Source organism: Amycolatopsis viridis (assembly GCF_011758765.1).
In the GTDB taxonomy this organism is placed as follows: domain Bacteria; phylum Actinomycetota; class Actinomycetes; order Mycobacteriales; family Pseudonocardiaceae; genus Amycolatopsis_E; species Amycolatopsis_E viridis.
The window spans coordinates 2,520,416-2,535,017 of sequence record NZ_JAANOU010000001.1 but is presented as its reverse complement, the minus strand read 5'-3'; the positions used below and the strand labels follow the sequence as shown (position 1 = coordinate 2,535,017).

At 73.1% G+C, this 14,602-nt stretch carries 13 protein-coding genes; 3 read left to right on the top strand and 10 right to left on the bottom strand.

Annotated features, from left to right (window positions below; genetic code table 11):
• Positions 1–57 precede the first annotated feature (57 nt).
• The 5 genes from tpiA to FHX46_RS12575 all read right to left on the bottom strand — a co-directional run bounded on the left by tpiA (position 58) and on the right by FHX46_RS12575 (position 4,915).
• Entirely contained in the window at positions 58–846 is a 789-nt protein-coding gene (gene tpiA / locus FHX46_RS12595) for a triose-phosphate isomerase (protein WP_167113523.1), read from the bottom strand.
• The gene (locus tag FHX46_RS12590) at positions 846–2,054 is read right to left on the bottom strand and encodes a phosphoglycerate kinase (RefSeq protein ID WP_167113521.1); all 1,209 of its coding nucleotides are present in this window, start codon (positions 2,052–2,054) and stop codon (positions 846–848) included. The genes tpiA and FHX46_RS12590 overlap by 1 nt, the downstream gene beginning before the upstream one ends.
• Before the next feature lie 4 nt (positions 2,055–2,058).
• Positions 2,059–3,063 carry a type I glyceraldehyde-3-phosphate dehydrogenase gene (gene gap, locus FHX46_RS12585; protein ID WP_167113519.1) on the bottom strand — a complete coding sequence of 335 codons (1,005 nt, stop codon included), beginning with the start codon at positions 3,061–3,063 and terminating at the stop codon, positions 2,059–2,061.
• 149 nt (positions 3,064–3,212) lie between these two features.
• On the bottom strand, positions 3,213–4,379 hold the full coding sequence (locus FHX46_RS12580) for a winged helix DNA-binding domain-containing protein (protein ID WP_167113517.1): 1,167 nt from the start codon (positions 4,377–4,379) through the stop codon (positions 3,213–3,215).
• 32 nt (positions 4,380–4,411) lie between these two features.
• A complete protein-coding gene (locus FHX46_RS12575; RefSeq protein WP_167113515.1) occupies positions 4,412–4,915 on the bottom strand; it encodes a DUF6069 family protein in 504 nt (167 codons plus the stop codon).
• A gap of 73 nt (positions 4,916–4,988) precedes the next feature.
• Here FHX46_RS12575 and FHX46_RS12570 point away from each other — a divergent pair, with 73 nt between their 5' ends.
• Entirely contained in the window at positions 4,989–5,633 is a 645-nt protein-coding gene (locus tag FHX46_RS12570; protein WP_167113513.1) for a LysE family translocator, read from the top strand.
• Here FHX46_RS12570 and FHX46_RS12565 read toward each other — a convergent pair.
• The gene (locus FHX46_RS12565; RefSeq protein ID WP_167113511.1) at positions 5,614–5,961 is read right to left on the bottom strand and encodes an ArsR/SmtB family transcription factor; all 348 of its coding nucleotides are present in this window, start codon (positions 5,959–5,961) and stop codon (positions 5,614–5,616) included. The two genes, FHX46_RS12570 and FHX46_RS12565, sit on opposite strands and share 20 nt — an antisense overlap.
• 42 nt (positions 5,962–6,003) lie before the next feature.
• Between FHX46_RS12565 and FHX46_RS12560 the strand changes: the two genes are divergently transcribed.
• Positions 6,004–6,489, top strand: a complete 486-nt coding sequence (locus FHX46_RS12560; RefSeq protein WP_167113509.1) for a YybH family protein — start codon at positions 6,004–6,006, stop codon at positions 6,487–6,489.
• A 25-nt stretch (positions 6,490–6,514) separates the two neighbouring features.
• Here the strand turns inward: FHX46_RS12560 and FHX46_RS12555 are convergent, their stop codons facing one another.
• From FHX46_RS12555 to FHX46_RS12540, 4 genes are all read right to left on the bottom strand, one after another.
• Positions 6,515–10,963 (bottom strand): hypothetical protein, encoded by a 4,449-nt coding sequence (locus FHX46_RS12555; protein ID WP_167113507.1) that lies wholly within the window; start codon positions 10,961–10,963, stop codon positions 6,515–6,517.
• Between the two features lie 10 nt (positions 10,964–10,973).
• On the bottom strand, positions 10,974–11,774 hold the full coding sequence (locus FHX46_RS12550; RefSeq protein WP_167113505.1) for a hypothetical protein: 801 nt from the start codon (positions 11,772–11,774) through the stop codon (positions 10,974–10,976).
• A gap of 64 nt (positions 11,775–11,838) precedes the next feature.
• Positions 11,839–13,317: a hypothetical protein gene (locus FHX46_RS12545; RefSeq protein ID WP_167113503.1), complete on the bottom strand. Its 1,479-nt coding sequence runs from the start codon at positions 13,315–13,317 to the stop codon at positions 11,839–11,841.
• Positions 13,318–13,328: 11 nt separating this feature from the next.
• Positions 13,329–13,793, bottom strand: coding sequence for a MarR family winged helix-turn-helix transcriptional regulator (locus FHX46_RS12540; RefSeq protein WP_167113501.1), 465 nt, complete (start codon positions 13,791–13,793; stop codon positions 13,329–13,331).
• 104 nt (positions 13,794–13,897) lie between these two features.
• Here FHX46_RS12540 and FHX46_RS12535 point away from each other — a divergent pair, with 104 nt between their 5' ends.
• Positions 13,898–14,602 (top strand): 2OG-Fe(II) oxygenase, encoded by a 705-nt coding sequence (locus FHX46_RS12535; protein WP_167107931.1) that lies wholly within the window; start codon positions 13,898–13,900, stop codon positions 14,600–14,602.

Here is a 14,602-nt window from a genome sequence, read left to right as displayed (position 1 = left end):
GGGGTTGCCTGATCGTGTGACGGTCTGAGGTTGCCAGACTACTCGCCGACCGCCCCGTTACGGCAGCGGGCCGCCGGCAGCGAGGGCGCACAGCTTGGTGAACTCGTCGGCCTGCAGGCTCGCCCCGCCGACCAGCGCACCGTCGATGTTGTCGCACGCGATCAGCTCGGCGATGTTGCCCGACTTCACCGAACCGCCGTAGAGCACCCGGACCTCGTCGGCCACCTCGGCGCCGTACTTGTCCACCAGGGCACCGCGCAGCGCCTTGCAGACCTCCTCGGCGTCGGCCGGGGTCGCGACCTTGCCGGTGCCGATGGCCCACACCGGCTCGTAGGCGACCACGACGTTGTCCTTGACCTGCTCGGCCGTGAGCCCCTTGAGCCCGGCGAGCAGCTGCCCGACGCAGTGCTCGACGTGCCCGCCGCCCTCGCGCACGTCGAGCTTCTCCCCCACGCACAGGATCGGCTTGATGCCGTGCTTGATCGCGGCGCGGACCTTCTTGTTCACCACGTCGTCGTCCTCGTGGTGGTACTCGCGGCGCTCGGAGTGCCCGACCGTCACGAAGGAGCACCCCAGCTTGGCGAGCATCGGCCCGGACACGTCGCCGGTGTAGGCACCGGAGTCGTGCGGCGACAGGTCCTGCGCGCCGTGGGTCAGCAGCAGCTTGTCCCCGTCGATGAGGGTCTGGATGCTGCGGATGTCGGTGAACGGCGGCAGGACCGCGACGTCCACCTTCGCGTAGTACTTCTCCGGCAGCGAGAAGGCGATCTTCTGCACCAGGGCGATGGCCTCGAGGTGGTTGAGGTTCATCTTCCAGTTGCCGGCGATGAACGGCTTGCGCGCCATCAGGCACCACCCTCCAGTACCGCCACGCCCGGCAGCTCCTTTCCCTCGAGGTACTCCAGGGAAGCGCCACCGCCGGTGGAGATGTGCGAGAACTTCTCCTCCGGCAGGCCCAGCACGCGGACCGCAGCCGCCGAATCCCCGCCACCGACCACGCTGAACGCGCCGGACCCGGCGATCGCCTCGGCGACACCCCTGGTGCCCGCCGCGAACGGCGCCATCTCGAACACGCCGGCCGGGCCGTTCCAGAACACCGTCCTCGCCGCCGCGACCTCGGCCGCGAAGCGCTCGGTGGTGGCCGGGCCGATGTCCAGGCCCATCCAGCCGTCCGGGATCTTCTCGGCCGCGACGGTGTCGGTGGCCGCGTCGGCCGCGAACCGGTCCGCCACCACGACGTCGGAGGGCACCACGATCTTGTCGGCGTGCTCGGCCAGCAGCGTGCGCGCGGTGTCCACGTAGTCCTGCTCCAGCAGCGAGGAGCCGACGCCGTGGCCCTGCGCGGCGAGGAACGTGAAGGCCATGCCGCCACCGATCAGGAGGCGGTCGACCTTCGGCAGCAGCGCCTCGATGACCGCGAGCTTGTCCGACACCTTCGACCCGCCGAGCACGACCACGTAGGGCCGCTGCGGGTCACCGGTCAGCTTGCTCAGCACCTCCAGCTCGGCGAGCACCAGGCCACCGGCGTAGGCGGGCAGCGCGCGCGCCACGTCGTAGACCGAGGCCTGCTTGCGGTGCACCACGCCGAAGCCGTCGGAGACGAACGCGCCGCCTTCTCCGGTCAGGGCCGCCAGGTCGCGGGCCAGCCCGGCCCGCTCGTCGTCGACCTTGCTGGTCTCGCGCGGGTCGAACCGCACGTTCTCCAGCAGGGCCACCTGGCCGTCGGACAGGCCGGCGACGACCGCGCGGGCCTGCTCGCCGACGACGTCACCGGCCAGCCGGACCTCGGCTCCGAGCAGCTCGCCGAGCCGGTCGGCGACCGGCCGCAGCGAGTACTTGGCCTCCGGCGTGCCCTTCGGGCGGCCGAGGTGGGCCGCCACGATCACCTTCGCGCCGGCCTCGGACAGGCGGCGGATGGTGGGCAGCGCGGCCCGCACCCGGCCGTCGTCGGTGATGGTCGAGCCGTCGAGCGGCACGTTCAGGTCCGACCGGACCAGAACGCGCCGCCCGGAGACACCCTCGGCCAGCAGGTCTTCGAGAGTCTTGACAGCCATGGCCTCAGGAGAGCTTCGAGCCGACGAGCTTGACCAGGTCCGCGAGGCGGTTGGAGTAGCCCCACTCGTTGTCGTACCAGCCGAACACCTTGACCTGGTTGTCGATGACCTTGGTCAGCGGCGCGTCGAAGATGCAGGACGCCGGGTCGTTGACGATGTCGCTGGAGACGATCGGGTCCTCGCTGTAACGCAGGATGCCGGCCAGCGAGCCCTCGGCGGCCTCGCGGTAGGCGGCGTTGATCTCCTCGACGGAGGCCTTCTTCGCCAGGTCGACGGTGAGGTCGGTGATCGAGCCGGTGGGCACGGGCACCCGCAGCGAGTAGCCGTCCAGCTTGCCGTTGAGCTCGGGCAGGACGAGGCCGATGGCCTTGGCGGCGCCGGTGGAGGTCGGCACGACGTTCAGCGCGGCGGCGCGGGCGCGGCGCGGGTCCTTGTGCGGGCCGTCCTGCAGGTTCTGGTCCTGCGTGTAGGCGTGGATGGTGGTCATCAGGCCCTTTTCGATGCCGAAGGCCTCGTGCAGGACCTTGGCGAGCGGGCCGAGGCAGTTGGTGGTGCAGGACGCGTTGGAGATGATCGTCTGCGAGCCGTCGTAGAGGTTGTCGTTCACGCCCAGCACGACCGTCAGGTCCTCGCCCTTGGCCGGGGCCGAGATGATGACCTTCTTGGCGCCACCCGCGATGTGGGCCTTCGCCGCGTCGGCGTTGGTGAAGAAGCCGGTGGACTCGACCACGACGTCCACGCCCAGGTCGCCCCAGGGCAGGTTGGCCGGGTCGCGCTCGGCGAGGGCCTTGATGGTCTTGCCGCCCACGACGATGCCGTCGTCGCCGACCGTGACCTCCTCGGGGTAGCGGCCCAGGACGCTGTCGTACTTGAGCAGCTGCGCCATGGTGGCGACGTCACCGAGGTCGTTGAACGCGACCACCTCGATGTCGTGACCCGCGGCCTGCACGGCGCGGAAGAAGTTGCGGCCGATCCGACCGAAGCCGTTCACACCTACGCGAACCGTCACTGCTGCTCTCTCCTCGGGTTCGTCCCGGCTCCCGCGGGAACCGGGCACACATCTTCGGGCTCGAGGCCAACCCTATCGGTGCTGGCCTGCGTCTACCCGAACACCCTAGCGAGATGTCCACCACCGTGGGGAATCGATCAAGAGGACGATCAAGATGAGAGATCTCGCTCGACGGGAGTGCGGAACTTCGGTATGACCACCGCACCGCCGAGGCGGCCGTGCAACCGGGCGGCCGCCGCGTGCACGGCCGCGGTTCCGTCGGCGCCGATGTCGGCCAGCAGACGAATCGCGATCTCGCCGTCCGGCCGCTGCGCCCAACCGCCGACCACCCGGCCGTCCCACCACACCGTCGGGCCGATGTTGCCGGTGCGGTCGAACAGCAGCGGCTGGTGATCGCCCAGGAACCAGCCGCGCTCCTGCCAGCCCATCGGGGTGGGGTCCAGTGCGGGCAGCAACGCCGCGGACGGCTCCGGCCGGGGAACCGGTTCGTCGTCGCCGGGCAGTGCGATGCCGGGACCGCCGTCCAGGTCGACCTCCACCGGGCCGATCGCGGTGAGCGTCTTCTTCACCTGGCCGGCGCTCCAGCCGGTCCACCACTTGAGGTCGGCGACCGGCGCCGGGCCGAAGGCGCGCAGCCAGCGGCGGGCCAGTTCGGCGCGGGCGGTGCCGGCGTCCACCGGTGCGAGCCCGGGCAGCCAGGTCTCCGCGGTGGACCAGGCGTACTGGGTGGACAACCAGCTGCCGCGCGGACGGCCGCGCACGATGCGTCCGGCGGCGGCGAGCAGGAACAGCACCCGGTTGGTGACGTAGCCGCGTGACTCGTACGGCTTGCCGGCGGCCATCACGATCTCGGTGCGCAGCCGCGGCTCGCCGTCGGCGATGTGCTGGGCGAACGCCGGCTCGCGGGCCCGCAGCGCGGTGTAGGTGCCCTCCTCGACCCCGGCGAGCCAGGTGCCGGGGTCGCCGTCGACATCGGCGGTGGCCAGGTGCTGGACCAGCCGCTTGCGCTCCCGGACGGCGATGTCGTCGGCGCACGCGGCCTGCACGACCGGCACGAGCGCGGCGGGGACGACGAACATGGTGCGCCGCATGCCGAGCATCCGCACCAGCGTGCGGTCGTCGTAGAGGGCGCGTTCCACGTCGGCCGTGCCGGCCGCGCAGCGGGCGAGCACCGACAGGTGCACGGTGGCCGGGTCGGTGGCGTGCAGCGCGACGAGACTCTCGGCGACCTGCTCCGGGCCGTCCGCGGGCACGGCGAGGTGGTGCCGGGTCACCAGCCGGGCCCGGCGCTGGTCGTTCCCCAGCTTCCTGCTCACCCGGTGGTTCTACCACCGGGGTCCGACACTTTTCAGGAGTAGTAGTGCGGACCGTTGTCCCACTTGACGGTGGGCGCCGGCGCATCGCGGTCGCGGCGACGGCGGCGCGCGGTGGCGGCCACCGTGCTCACCAGCGTGGTGATCACCGCCCCGATGGCGAGGTTGATCAGCGCCGTCGCGACCTTGGCGTCGGTCTTCACCGTGAGCGTCAGCGGCAGCACGATCGCGATCGCGGTGATCAGCACCATGATCCAGGTGAAGAACTGCCCCGGCGCCGAGGTGGCGAGGCTGAGCAGGTGCATCAGCCCGGTCGCCAGCAGCGCCGCGACGGCCGCGCACAGGGCGTAGGTGAGCGTGTTGGCGTTGCCCCAGATGCCGTTGCCCTTCGGGGCCAGGACGGCGACGTCGAACAGACCGCGGGCGATCAGCAGGCCGACGACGGCCGCCAGCGCGGCGACGACCGCGGTCGCCACCCCGCCGGCCCACAGCCGGCCGTAGTCGGGCTCGGTCGGGACACTGGGCGGGTATCCGGTCACCGTCCGGGGATTGGCCCGATCCGCCGCGGATAAACATTCGTCACCCGCGCGAACGTGCCGATATGCTCCGGAGATGGTGTCTCCGAGCCACTTCGCCGCCTTCGCCGCGCTGGTGTTCGTCATGGTGATCGTCCCCGGGCCGAGCGTGCTGTTCACCGTGAGCCGGGCGCTGTCCGCGGGCCGCCGGGACGCGTTGCTGACCGTCGCCGGCAACGCGGCAGGGGTGTACACCCAGGTCGTGGCGGTGGCGTTCGGGATGGGCGCGCTCGTGCGGACCTCGGCAACCGTGTTCACCGTGATCAAGCTGGCCGGCGCGGCCTACCTGGTCTACCTGGGTGTGCAGGCGATCCGGCACCGCCGGAAGCTGTCGGAGGCGCTCACCGGCGCGGTGCCGGCCACCGCCGGCCGCACGGCAGCGGTGCTGCGCGACGGGTTCGTGGTGGGCTTCGCCAACCCGAAGTCGATCGTGTTCCTGGCGGCCGTGCTGCCGCAGTTCGTCGACTACCCGGCCGGCGGGGTGGTGGTGCAGATCCTGGTGCTGGGGATCGCGCTGCCGGTCGTCGCGCTGGTGTCGGACAGCGGGTGGGCGCTGGTCGCGGGCGCCGCGCGGGCGTGGTTCGCCCGCTCGCCGCGGCGGCTCGAACTGGTCGGCGGCACCGGCGGGCTGGTGATGATCGGGCTCGGCGCGGGGCTGGCGCTCAACGGTCGGCGGGACTAGTCAGCACCAGCTCCAGCAGGCCGGGGAAGGCGTCGTCGAACTCGGCGCGGCGCAGCCTGTTGAGCCGCCGGGGGCCGGCGTCGCGTTGTTCGATCAGGCCGGCCGCGCGCAGGACCGCGAAGTGGTGGCTGCGGGTGGCCTTGGTGACCGGCAGGTCGAAGGTGCCGCACGTCTTGGTCCAGTCCGGCACCCCGGCCAGCTCGCGCAGGATGGCCCGGCGCACCGGGTCGGCGACGGCGGTCAGGGCGTCCTGCAGGGACACGTCTTTCGGATCGGCGTGGGTCAGCCCGCGCGCCCGCGCGGTGTTCGAATCTTGTCGTACACTCATGTGATCGACCTCCATCGAACACTCTAGACGGCAGGAGCGGACATGACCCGACGCCTCGCGGCCACCTTCGGCCCGGACTCGCGCAACCGGCTGGACGCGGCCACCGCGCCCGGCATCGAAGGCGCGCTGGCCGCGCTGGAAACCTTCTACTTCGCCTTCAACCAGCGCGATTCGGACGTGTTCGCGCAGGTGTGGACCGGCGATCCGCTGGCCCAGCTGAACAACCCGCTGGGCGGCATCCTGCGCGGCGGCCCGGAGATCACCGCCCTGTACGACAAGGTGTTCCACGGCCCGGCGCTGGTGACGGTGACGTTCGGCGACATCGTGGAGTACGCCGGCGAGGGCCACGCGCTGTTCGCCGGGCGGGAGACCGGCTCGTACGTCGTCGACGGCCGTGAGGTGCCGCTGCGGATCCGCACCAGCCGGTACTTCCGCTACGCGGACGGCCGCTGGGCGCAGTTCCACCACCACGGCAGCATCGACGACGCCGGCGAACTGGCCGCGTACCAGGCCGCGATCCGCGGCTGACCACCCGGGGAACGGGGCGGCCGCCTCAGGCGCTCGCCTGCTCCCCCGGCCTGGCGAACAGCCGGGTCGCCGAGATGCGGGCGGTGCCGTCCGGTTCCCCGAGGTCGTCGAGGTGGTTGCGGATCGTCGCGTCGACCGACAGGTACTTGCGGCCGGCCCGCAGGTCGGCGTCGTTGCGCAGGCGGACGATCAGCGGGAACTCCGACAGCGCTCCGGCGTCGAACAGGCCCGTGGTGTAGATCAGCTGCACACCCAGCGCCTCGGCGACCACACGCTGGAGCTCCAGCAGGTACCCGGCCGACGCGCGGCCGATCGGGTTGTCCAGGAACAGCACCCCGGAGTGCCGGTTGCGGACCCGGCCACGGTTGTTCGCCCGCAGCGCGGCCAGCGTGCAGTACAGGATGATCGCCGCGGTGAGCTGCTGCCCGCCGGAGAAGACGTCCCGGATCTCCGACACCCGCTGGCGTTCGGTGCGCAGCACCGAGTCCGGCTTCAGGATGTCCACCCGGAACCCCTTGGGCACCGCCGCCCGCACCCCCCGCAGCACCAGCGACATGCCGTCCCGTTTGACGTCGCGCCCGTCGCCGGTCTTCCCGGTCGCGGCCTCGTCCACGACCTGGCCGAGCGCCTCGGACAGCTGCGGCTCCTCCGGGTCGCCGAACCGGATCCGCAGGAACTCCTGGCCGGACCAGCCGCCGAGTCCCTCCGGCAGCCGCGACAGCCGCTGCGCCGAGCGCAGCATCCGCAGCGCACCCTCGACCATCCCCTGCAGCCGGGCGACGATCCCGGACCGGTGCCGGTCGATCTGCGCCAGGTCGTCGGTCAGCGTCCGCAGCCGCGGCTTCAGCGCGGCCGCCCACTCCCGCGCGTGCGCCGGCAGGTCGTCCCGGCGCACCGACACGATCTGCTGCCGCACCGGGCTGGTCAGCTTCTCGAACCGCTTGTCCGTCGCGTACTGGGCGAGCGCGTCCGCCGCCGCGCGCACCCGCTTCTCGGCGCCCTCCACCGCGGCCTCGGCGTCGGTCAGAGTCGTGTTCAGCTTGCGGTAGCGGGCTTGCGCGGCCTCCACATCGCCGTCGAACACGCTCACCGCCCCGTCCGGCTCACCGCCGGGAACCAGGTGCGCCATCGACCCGGCGAGCATCTCGAACCCGGCGGCCGACGCGGTGGCCGCCGCCAGCGCACGCTCGGCCTCCGCGCGCCGCGCCTGCGCCTCCTCCAGCGCCCGGGCGGCGGCCGACACCTCCTCCGCGGCGTCGTCGATCAGCGCACGGCCGTGCTCGACGTCGCGCGGCCGGGTCTCCAGCACCGCGTTCTGCCTCGGCAGCTGCTCCAGCTCGGCCTTGCAGGTCGCGACGAGCCCGATCGCCTCGCCGTGCTCGGCCTCCAGCGCCGACACGGCCCGCCCGGCGCGGGCCAGGGCCGCGGCCCTGGTCGCGGCGTTCGAGCCGTCCGGCGTTTCCAGCAGGCGCGCGGCGCGCTCCCGCACCGCAGCGTCCACGGCCTCCAGCGCCGCCCGCGCGGCGGACTCCGCGCTTTCGGCCTGGTCCAGTTCGGCCCGCAGGTCGCTGCCGACCTCGACCCGGGCGTAGGCGTCGCCGGCCGCGGCGAACGTCCGGCGCAGCACGTCGACCGGCTCGGCGGGCACCGGTTCGTCCTCGGACACCGATCCCCCGCCGGGCACCTCGGCCAGCTCGGCCCGCGCCTGGGTCACGGTGCGGCGGTGGCCGTCCGCGGTGCGCTGCTCCTCGGCGGCCTCCTCGCGCAGCCGCGCCGCGCGGGCCGCGGCCTGTTCGGCCTCGGCCTCCGCGCGGGCGACGACCTCCTGCGCGTGCCCGGCCGCCTCGGTCCACTGCGGAATCGACGCGACCCGCTCGGCCAGCTCACTGAGCTTGCGGGCGCGCTCCTCGCTCGTGCGGGCACCGGCGCGCAACGCTGGGATCGCCTCCCGCAACCGGTTCCGCCGCGCACCCAGATCGGCCAGGGCGCGTTCCTGCGCAGCGATGGCGGCCGCGGCCTCGGTCTGCTCGGTCGCCGCGGCTTCGGCCTCCTCGGCGAGCGTGGCGAGCGCGCCGGGCGGGTAGTCCTCGCGCCAGGTGGTGAGCTTCCACTCCAGTGCCGCGTCGTCGCCGATGGCGCTCGCCAGCGCGTCGAGCTGCTTCTGCCGGCGGGCGTGCCGGGCGGCGATCGCCTGCCGCTCGGTGTCGGCGGCTTCCTCGTCGTACATCGCGGGGTTGGGCGGGACCAGGAACGCCACACCCGGCGCCGCGCCGCCGGCGCGCACCGCCTCGGTGGTGCCGACCGGCAGCACCACGCTCGGCAGCAGGTTGGCACCGGCGAGCACCTGGCGGGCGCGGTCCAGGTGCGCCGGGTCGTTCACCAGTACCCCGCCGAGCAGGTGCGGCAGGTCCCGCAGCACCCGCTCCCGCCCTGCGCTGTCCATGGTGGACAGATACCGCCACCCGGACCACGCGGTGATGCCCGCCGCCTCCAGGACGTCCAAAGCGGACTGGACCTCCGGCGGCGCCGGCAGCAGCCCACCGGAGCCGAGCGCGGCCAGCGCGCGTTCGTCGGCCGACTCCGCCATGCGCAGCGCGGTCTGCTCGCGTTCCGCGGCTGTCCGCGCCTCCCGCAACCGGGTCAGCAGCGCGGGGGTGTCGGTCTCCAGCTGGACGGTGTCACCGCCGAGCAGTTCCAGCAGCCGCGGGTGCGCGGCGAGGTTGCCGGTGCGGCGCTGCGCCTTGGCCAGCTCCTCGGCCGCGTGTGCGGCGCGGGCCTGCGCGGCGGCGGCTCGCTGCTGCGCGGCGTGCAGCGCGAGCTGGGCCTGGGCGTGGTCCTCGGCCACACCCTCCAGTTCGCTCTCCCGCGCGGCCAGCTCCGCCACGGCCTGCTCCCCGCGCGTGCGGGCCTCCTGCGCGGCAGCGGCGACCTGGGTGCCATCGGTGAGCAGCCCGTCCCGGACGGCCTGCTGCACCCGCGCGCGCACCTCCTCGACGCGGCGGGTCAGCTGGCCCAGTTCGGCGCGGTGCGCGGCGGCGGTGGCGGTGGCCTCGTCCCGCTGGTCCTGCGCGGCCGCGGCGCCGGTCCGCGCGGCCACGGCACGCGCTTCGGCGGCCTCGGCCTGTTCGCCGGCCTCCCGGGCCAGCGCGAGCAGTCCGCGGGCCAGTGCCGTGGCCGCCGCGTTCTTGGCCTCCAGAGCCGGTTTCGCGCTCTGCTCACGGTCACCGACGAGCTCGCGGATGTCGGCGGCCCTGCGGGCTGCGTTGACGTGTGCCAGCACCGTGCCGGTCTCGCGCCAGGCGGCCGCCGTCTCGCGGGCGTGCCGCAGCTGTTCGTCGAGCCGGGCCTTCTCGGCGGTGGCGGCGGCCAGCCGCAGTTCCGCGACGACCCGGCGCAGCTCGGTCACGACGGCGCCGCGGCGCCGGTGGTCGCCCTCGGCGAGCTTCTCCGCGTCCCTGGCATCGTCTACAAAGGACCGAAGTCCGTCGAGGCGCCCGGCCTCCAGCCGGTGCCGGGCGACGACGGAACCGGCCAGCTCGCAGGCCTCCTCGCGGGCGAGGGCAGCCAGTTTGCGGGAGGCCGCGGCCAGCGACTCCTCCTCGGTGAGCGGGGTGAGCAGCTCCAGCGCCCCGGCGACGAACTCGCGCTCGCTCATCAGCTCACCGCGGCGGCCGAGGTTGTGCGCGTAGGTCTGCACCACCTCGGCGAGGTCCTTCGGATCGTCCTCGGGGATCACCGCGCGCAGCAGGAACTCCACGAACGCCTCGTCGGAGGTGAAGGCGAACGCATCGGCCGCCTCACCCTCGCCGGCGTTCATCGCGCGCTGGTACCGGAACAGCTCCGTGTCCAGGCCGAGGCCGTCCAGCCGCTCGGTCCACTCGTGGTGGCGCCGGGTGGTGAACAGCTCCAGCTCCGGCTCGGCCTTGTGCGCGCGGTCCAGCTGCTCGGCGAACCCGGACATGGTGAGCAGGCGGCCGCCGTCGGTGAACGGCAGCGACTCCAGATCCAGCGACGCGGTGGGCCGGAAGCAGTACCACGAATCGATCAGGTTGGCGGGATCACCGGAGGTCACGTGCCCGCGCCACTCCGACACCTTGCCGGTGATCACCCGCTGCCCGGTCTCGGTGTGCTGCCACTCCAGCACGACGTGCGCGACGTCCTTGGCCAGGACGAACTTCTCCAGCACGCGCGTGCTGGTCGTGCCCACCACCTGGCGCCGCCCGGGCAGCATGACCGAGAAGATCAGCTTGATCAGCACCGACTTACCGCCGCCGTTCTCCAGGAACAGCACGCTCGCCGGCGACGGCCGCCGCGGCAGGCCACCCTCGGCCGAGTGGATCCCGGCGGTGAACAGCGCGTCCTGCGCCGGCGCCTGCACCAGCGGGCCGGCGCCGCTGAAGTCGAGCAGCACGTCCTGGTAGCGCGCGCCGGCCGGACCGACCGAGTGCAGCCGCACCCGCGAAAGCTCGTACACCGATCTCCCCCTACAGAGTGTCCGAACCGGACGGACGCAGCGTGCCCTCGCCGTCGGACACCGCGACCACGCCGAGCGCCAGCAGTTCCTCGAAAGCGCTGTCCGCGGCCAGCTCCCGCACCTGCACCTGGTAGCGCGGCGTTGTCCGGTACGTGCCGCCCTGCTCACCGCTGACCTGCACCAGGAAGCCCTGGTCGGCCAGGAACCGCAGCGCGCGCGACACCATGCCGCGCGTGGTGTCCGCGGCCAGCCGGCCGTCCTTGGTGGCCGCGGCCTCGGGACGGCGGGCGTAGGCACGCCACGCCTGCTCCAGCTCCGGCGAGTCGGACAGCGGGTCGTTGTTCGCCTCGGCCTTCGCCGCGCGCTCGTCGAGGATCCGGCACGCCTCGCGCACCACGCCGTCGACCTGGTCGACGCTGACCCGGCCGATGTAGGTGTCGTTGGCCAGGTCGTCCGGGCGCGGGTAACCGAGGGCCGCGGTGGCCAGGTGGACCAGGCCGTGCAGCACCTTCTCGGTGTCGCGGCGCTCGCGGATCTTGCTCTGCCGCGCGTAGCTGTCCATCCTGACCTCGAACACCGACTCGTCGGTGGCGGCCAGCACCGCACCGGCCTGGCTGCTCACGCCGAGCACCATCAGGCCCAGCCCGGCCGCGACGGAGTTGGTCAGCTGCTTGAACGCGCTGTCCTCGCCGTAGCGGCGGACCAGGTCCGCGTACACGACGTCGCGCGCGGGCAGGTGTTTGGGCCGCATGCCGAACGAGATCAGCCGTGCCGCGTTCTCCGCGTCGCCGGTGGTGACCGGACGCGTCATGCCGGCACCTCCACGCCGGACGCGGTCCGCACGGCACCGGATGATCCGGACCTGCGCGCAGTTCTCATGCCGCCCCCTCTTCGTCCAGAACGTCGCGGTCCAGCCGGACCGTGCTCAGCAGCAGGTCGGCGCCGCCGAACTCGTCGTCCGCCAGCGGTGTGCCGTCGTCGACGGCGAGCAGCGCCCGGTCGTCCCCCTGCCGGATCGCCGCACCCACCTCGGGACTGTAGGAGTGCAGCGCCCGCAGTGCCACCAGACGCGGCAGCTGCGGGTCGAGCTCGCGCGCCTCGGCCAGCAGGCCGGACAGCCGCCGCGGCACCTCGGGCAGGTCCAGCAGCTCGTCGGCGCGCCGCCACTGCTCGTCACTGTAGTGGTCGCGGCTCTCGGGCGGGACGAGCTCCGGCTCGGGCACCTCGCCCACCACCTTGTCGCGCTCGGGGGCCGGCCGCAGCAGCAGCGACACCAGCGACGGCAGCGCGGGCACGGTCGGCACGGTCAGCCCGGCCGCGGCGTGGAAGTACTTCTCCAGCGGCGCGACGGCATCGGCGATCGGCAGTTCCAGCGCGGGCACCAGGATCTGGCCGAACAGGTCGACCGTGGCGCGCTGCGGCGGACCGGAGAACTGCTGGCGGTCCTGTTCGGCCCGGAACACCGCACCGGCGGCCTGCAACCGCGCCTGCAACCGGGTGTGGCGGCTGATGCAGTCGCTGACGATGTCGACCAGCTCGGCGGCGCGGCGCTTGTGGTCGACGTCCTCGGCCTCGTCCCGGGCCGCGGTGATGTTGCGCAGGATCGCGTTCTCGGCCCGGAACCGGGATTCGATGTGGGTCAGCGCCGAGTCCAGCAGCTCCGGCATCTCCCGGTCCCAGTCCACCGCACGCACATCCCGGCGGGTCGCGTCGAGCTTGGCCCGCAGCGTCTCGCCGTACTGGACGGTGCGGTAGCGGGCCTGCTCGGCGGCGAGCTTCGCGTCGGCCAGCCGGCCGCGGCTGATCAGGTTCTCCAGCTTGACCTCGGCCGCGATCTGCGCGGACTCCACGTCCGTGTCCAGCGCGCCGACCAGCACGTTGATCGCCTCGTCGCTGGCGCGCAGGTACACCTCACCGTCCGGGGCCGCCAGTTCGACGAGCAGCTTGAAGTCGAACGCGCGGCGCCGGTAGCGGCCGTGCGCGTCCACGCTGCCGTAGACCCGGCGGAAACCGCGGTCGGTGGTGCCGACGTTGATCAGGTTGTCCAGCACCCAGCGCGCGACCCGCAGGTGCTCCTCGGCGGGGCGCTGCGGGGCCTGCGCAGCGACGAACGGTTGCAGTCGGCGCACCACGTCGTCGTGGTCGGCGCCCGTGTCGAAGTCCATCGCGATGGTGACCAGGTCGATGGTGTGCAGCGCGATCTCGGCCATCTGGTAGACGGTCGCGTCGGCCCAGTCCAGCTTCGCCTTGCGCGCGTCCAGGTCGTGCAGGGGCGCGGTGCAGGCGAGCGCCTTGAGCCGCCGGGCCAGGCCCTCGTCCACCAGCCCCCCGCTGATCAGGTCCGAGTCACGCACAGCGGGCCAGACTACCCGGGACCCCGCTCCTGCTCGACTTCACGCTCGTAGGCGCGCAGCGTGTCGAGGAACATCCGCCGCTGTGCGGGCGTGAGCGGCTCCAGCGCGGTGCGCCAGGCACGTGCGCCGGTGGCGAGCCAGCCCTCCACATCCGCGTGGTAGGCCGCGGCGATGCTCACGATGGTGCGGCGCCGGTCCTGCTCGTCCTCGGTGCGCGTGAGGATGCCGCGGCGGCTGAGGTCGCCGACCATCAGGCTGACCGTGGTGGGCGCGACCTCCAGACGCGCGGCCAGCTCGTTGACCGTCATCGGCCCGTCGAAGAGCAGGTAGGACAGCAGCGACAGGTGCCGCGGGGCGAGGGAGAACCCGCGCAGCGACTCCGGGACCGGGATCTTCTTGGCGCGCCCCACCAGCCGCGGCAGGAGCAGCAACGCGGTGCGCACGGCCTCCTCCGTGGTTGGTCCTTCGCTCGCCATGCCGGTCATGATCCCACGCCGCCGGCAGCGGGGATCGCCGTCCGGCGGGCTCCCCGGCCGATTTCCGCCAGCCCCCGCCCGCGAACCGGCGCACACTCGCGGACGTGCGGACCACCGACCTCGCCGGCCTGGACTGGCCGGCTCTCACCCGGGACCTGAACGACCTCGGCTGCGCGCTCACGCCCCCGATCCTGAGCCCGGCCGAATGCCGCGAGCTGGCGGCGCTGTACGACGACCCCGGCCGGTTCCGGTCCACGATCGACATGGCGCGCTTCCGCTTCGGCTCCGGGCAGTACCGCTACTTCGACCACCCGCTGCCGGATCCGGTGGCCCGGCTGCGCGAGGCGTTCTACCCGCGCCTGCTGCCGGTCGCGCGGGACTGGGCCGCCAAGCTCGGCTGGGACGCGCCCTGGCCGGACGACCTGGCGACGTGGCTGGACCGCTGCCACCGGGCCGGCCAGACCCGCCCGACCCCGATCCTGCTGCGCTACCGGGCCGGTGACTGGAACGCGCTGCACCGCGACCTCTACGGCGAGCTGGTGTTCCCGCTGCAGGTCGTGATCGGCCTCGACGCACCCGGCACCGACCACACCGGCGGCGAGTTCCTGCTGGTCGAGCAGCGACCACGGGCCCAGTCCCGCGGCACGGTGACCGTGCTGCCGCAGGGACACGCGCTGATCTTCACCACGCGGGACCGCCCGGTGCGCTCGTCGCGGGGCTGGTCGGCGGCACCGGTGCGGCACGGCGTCAGCACCGTCCGCAGCGGCATCCGCCACACGCTGGGCCTCGTCTTCCACGACGCGACCTGA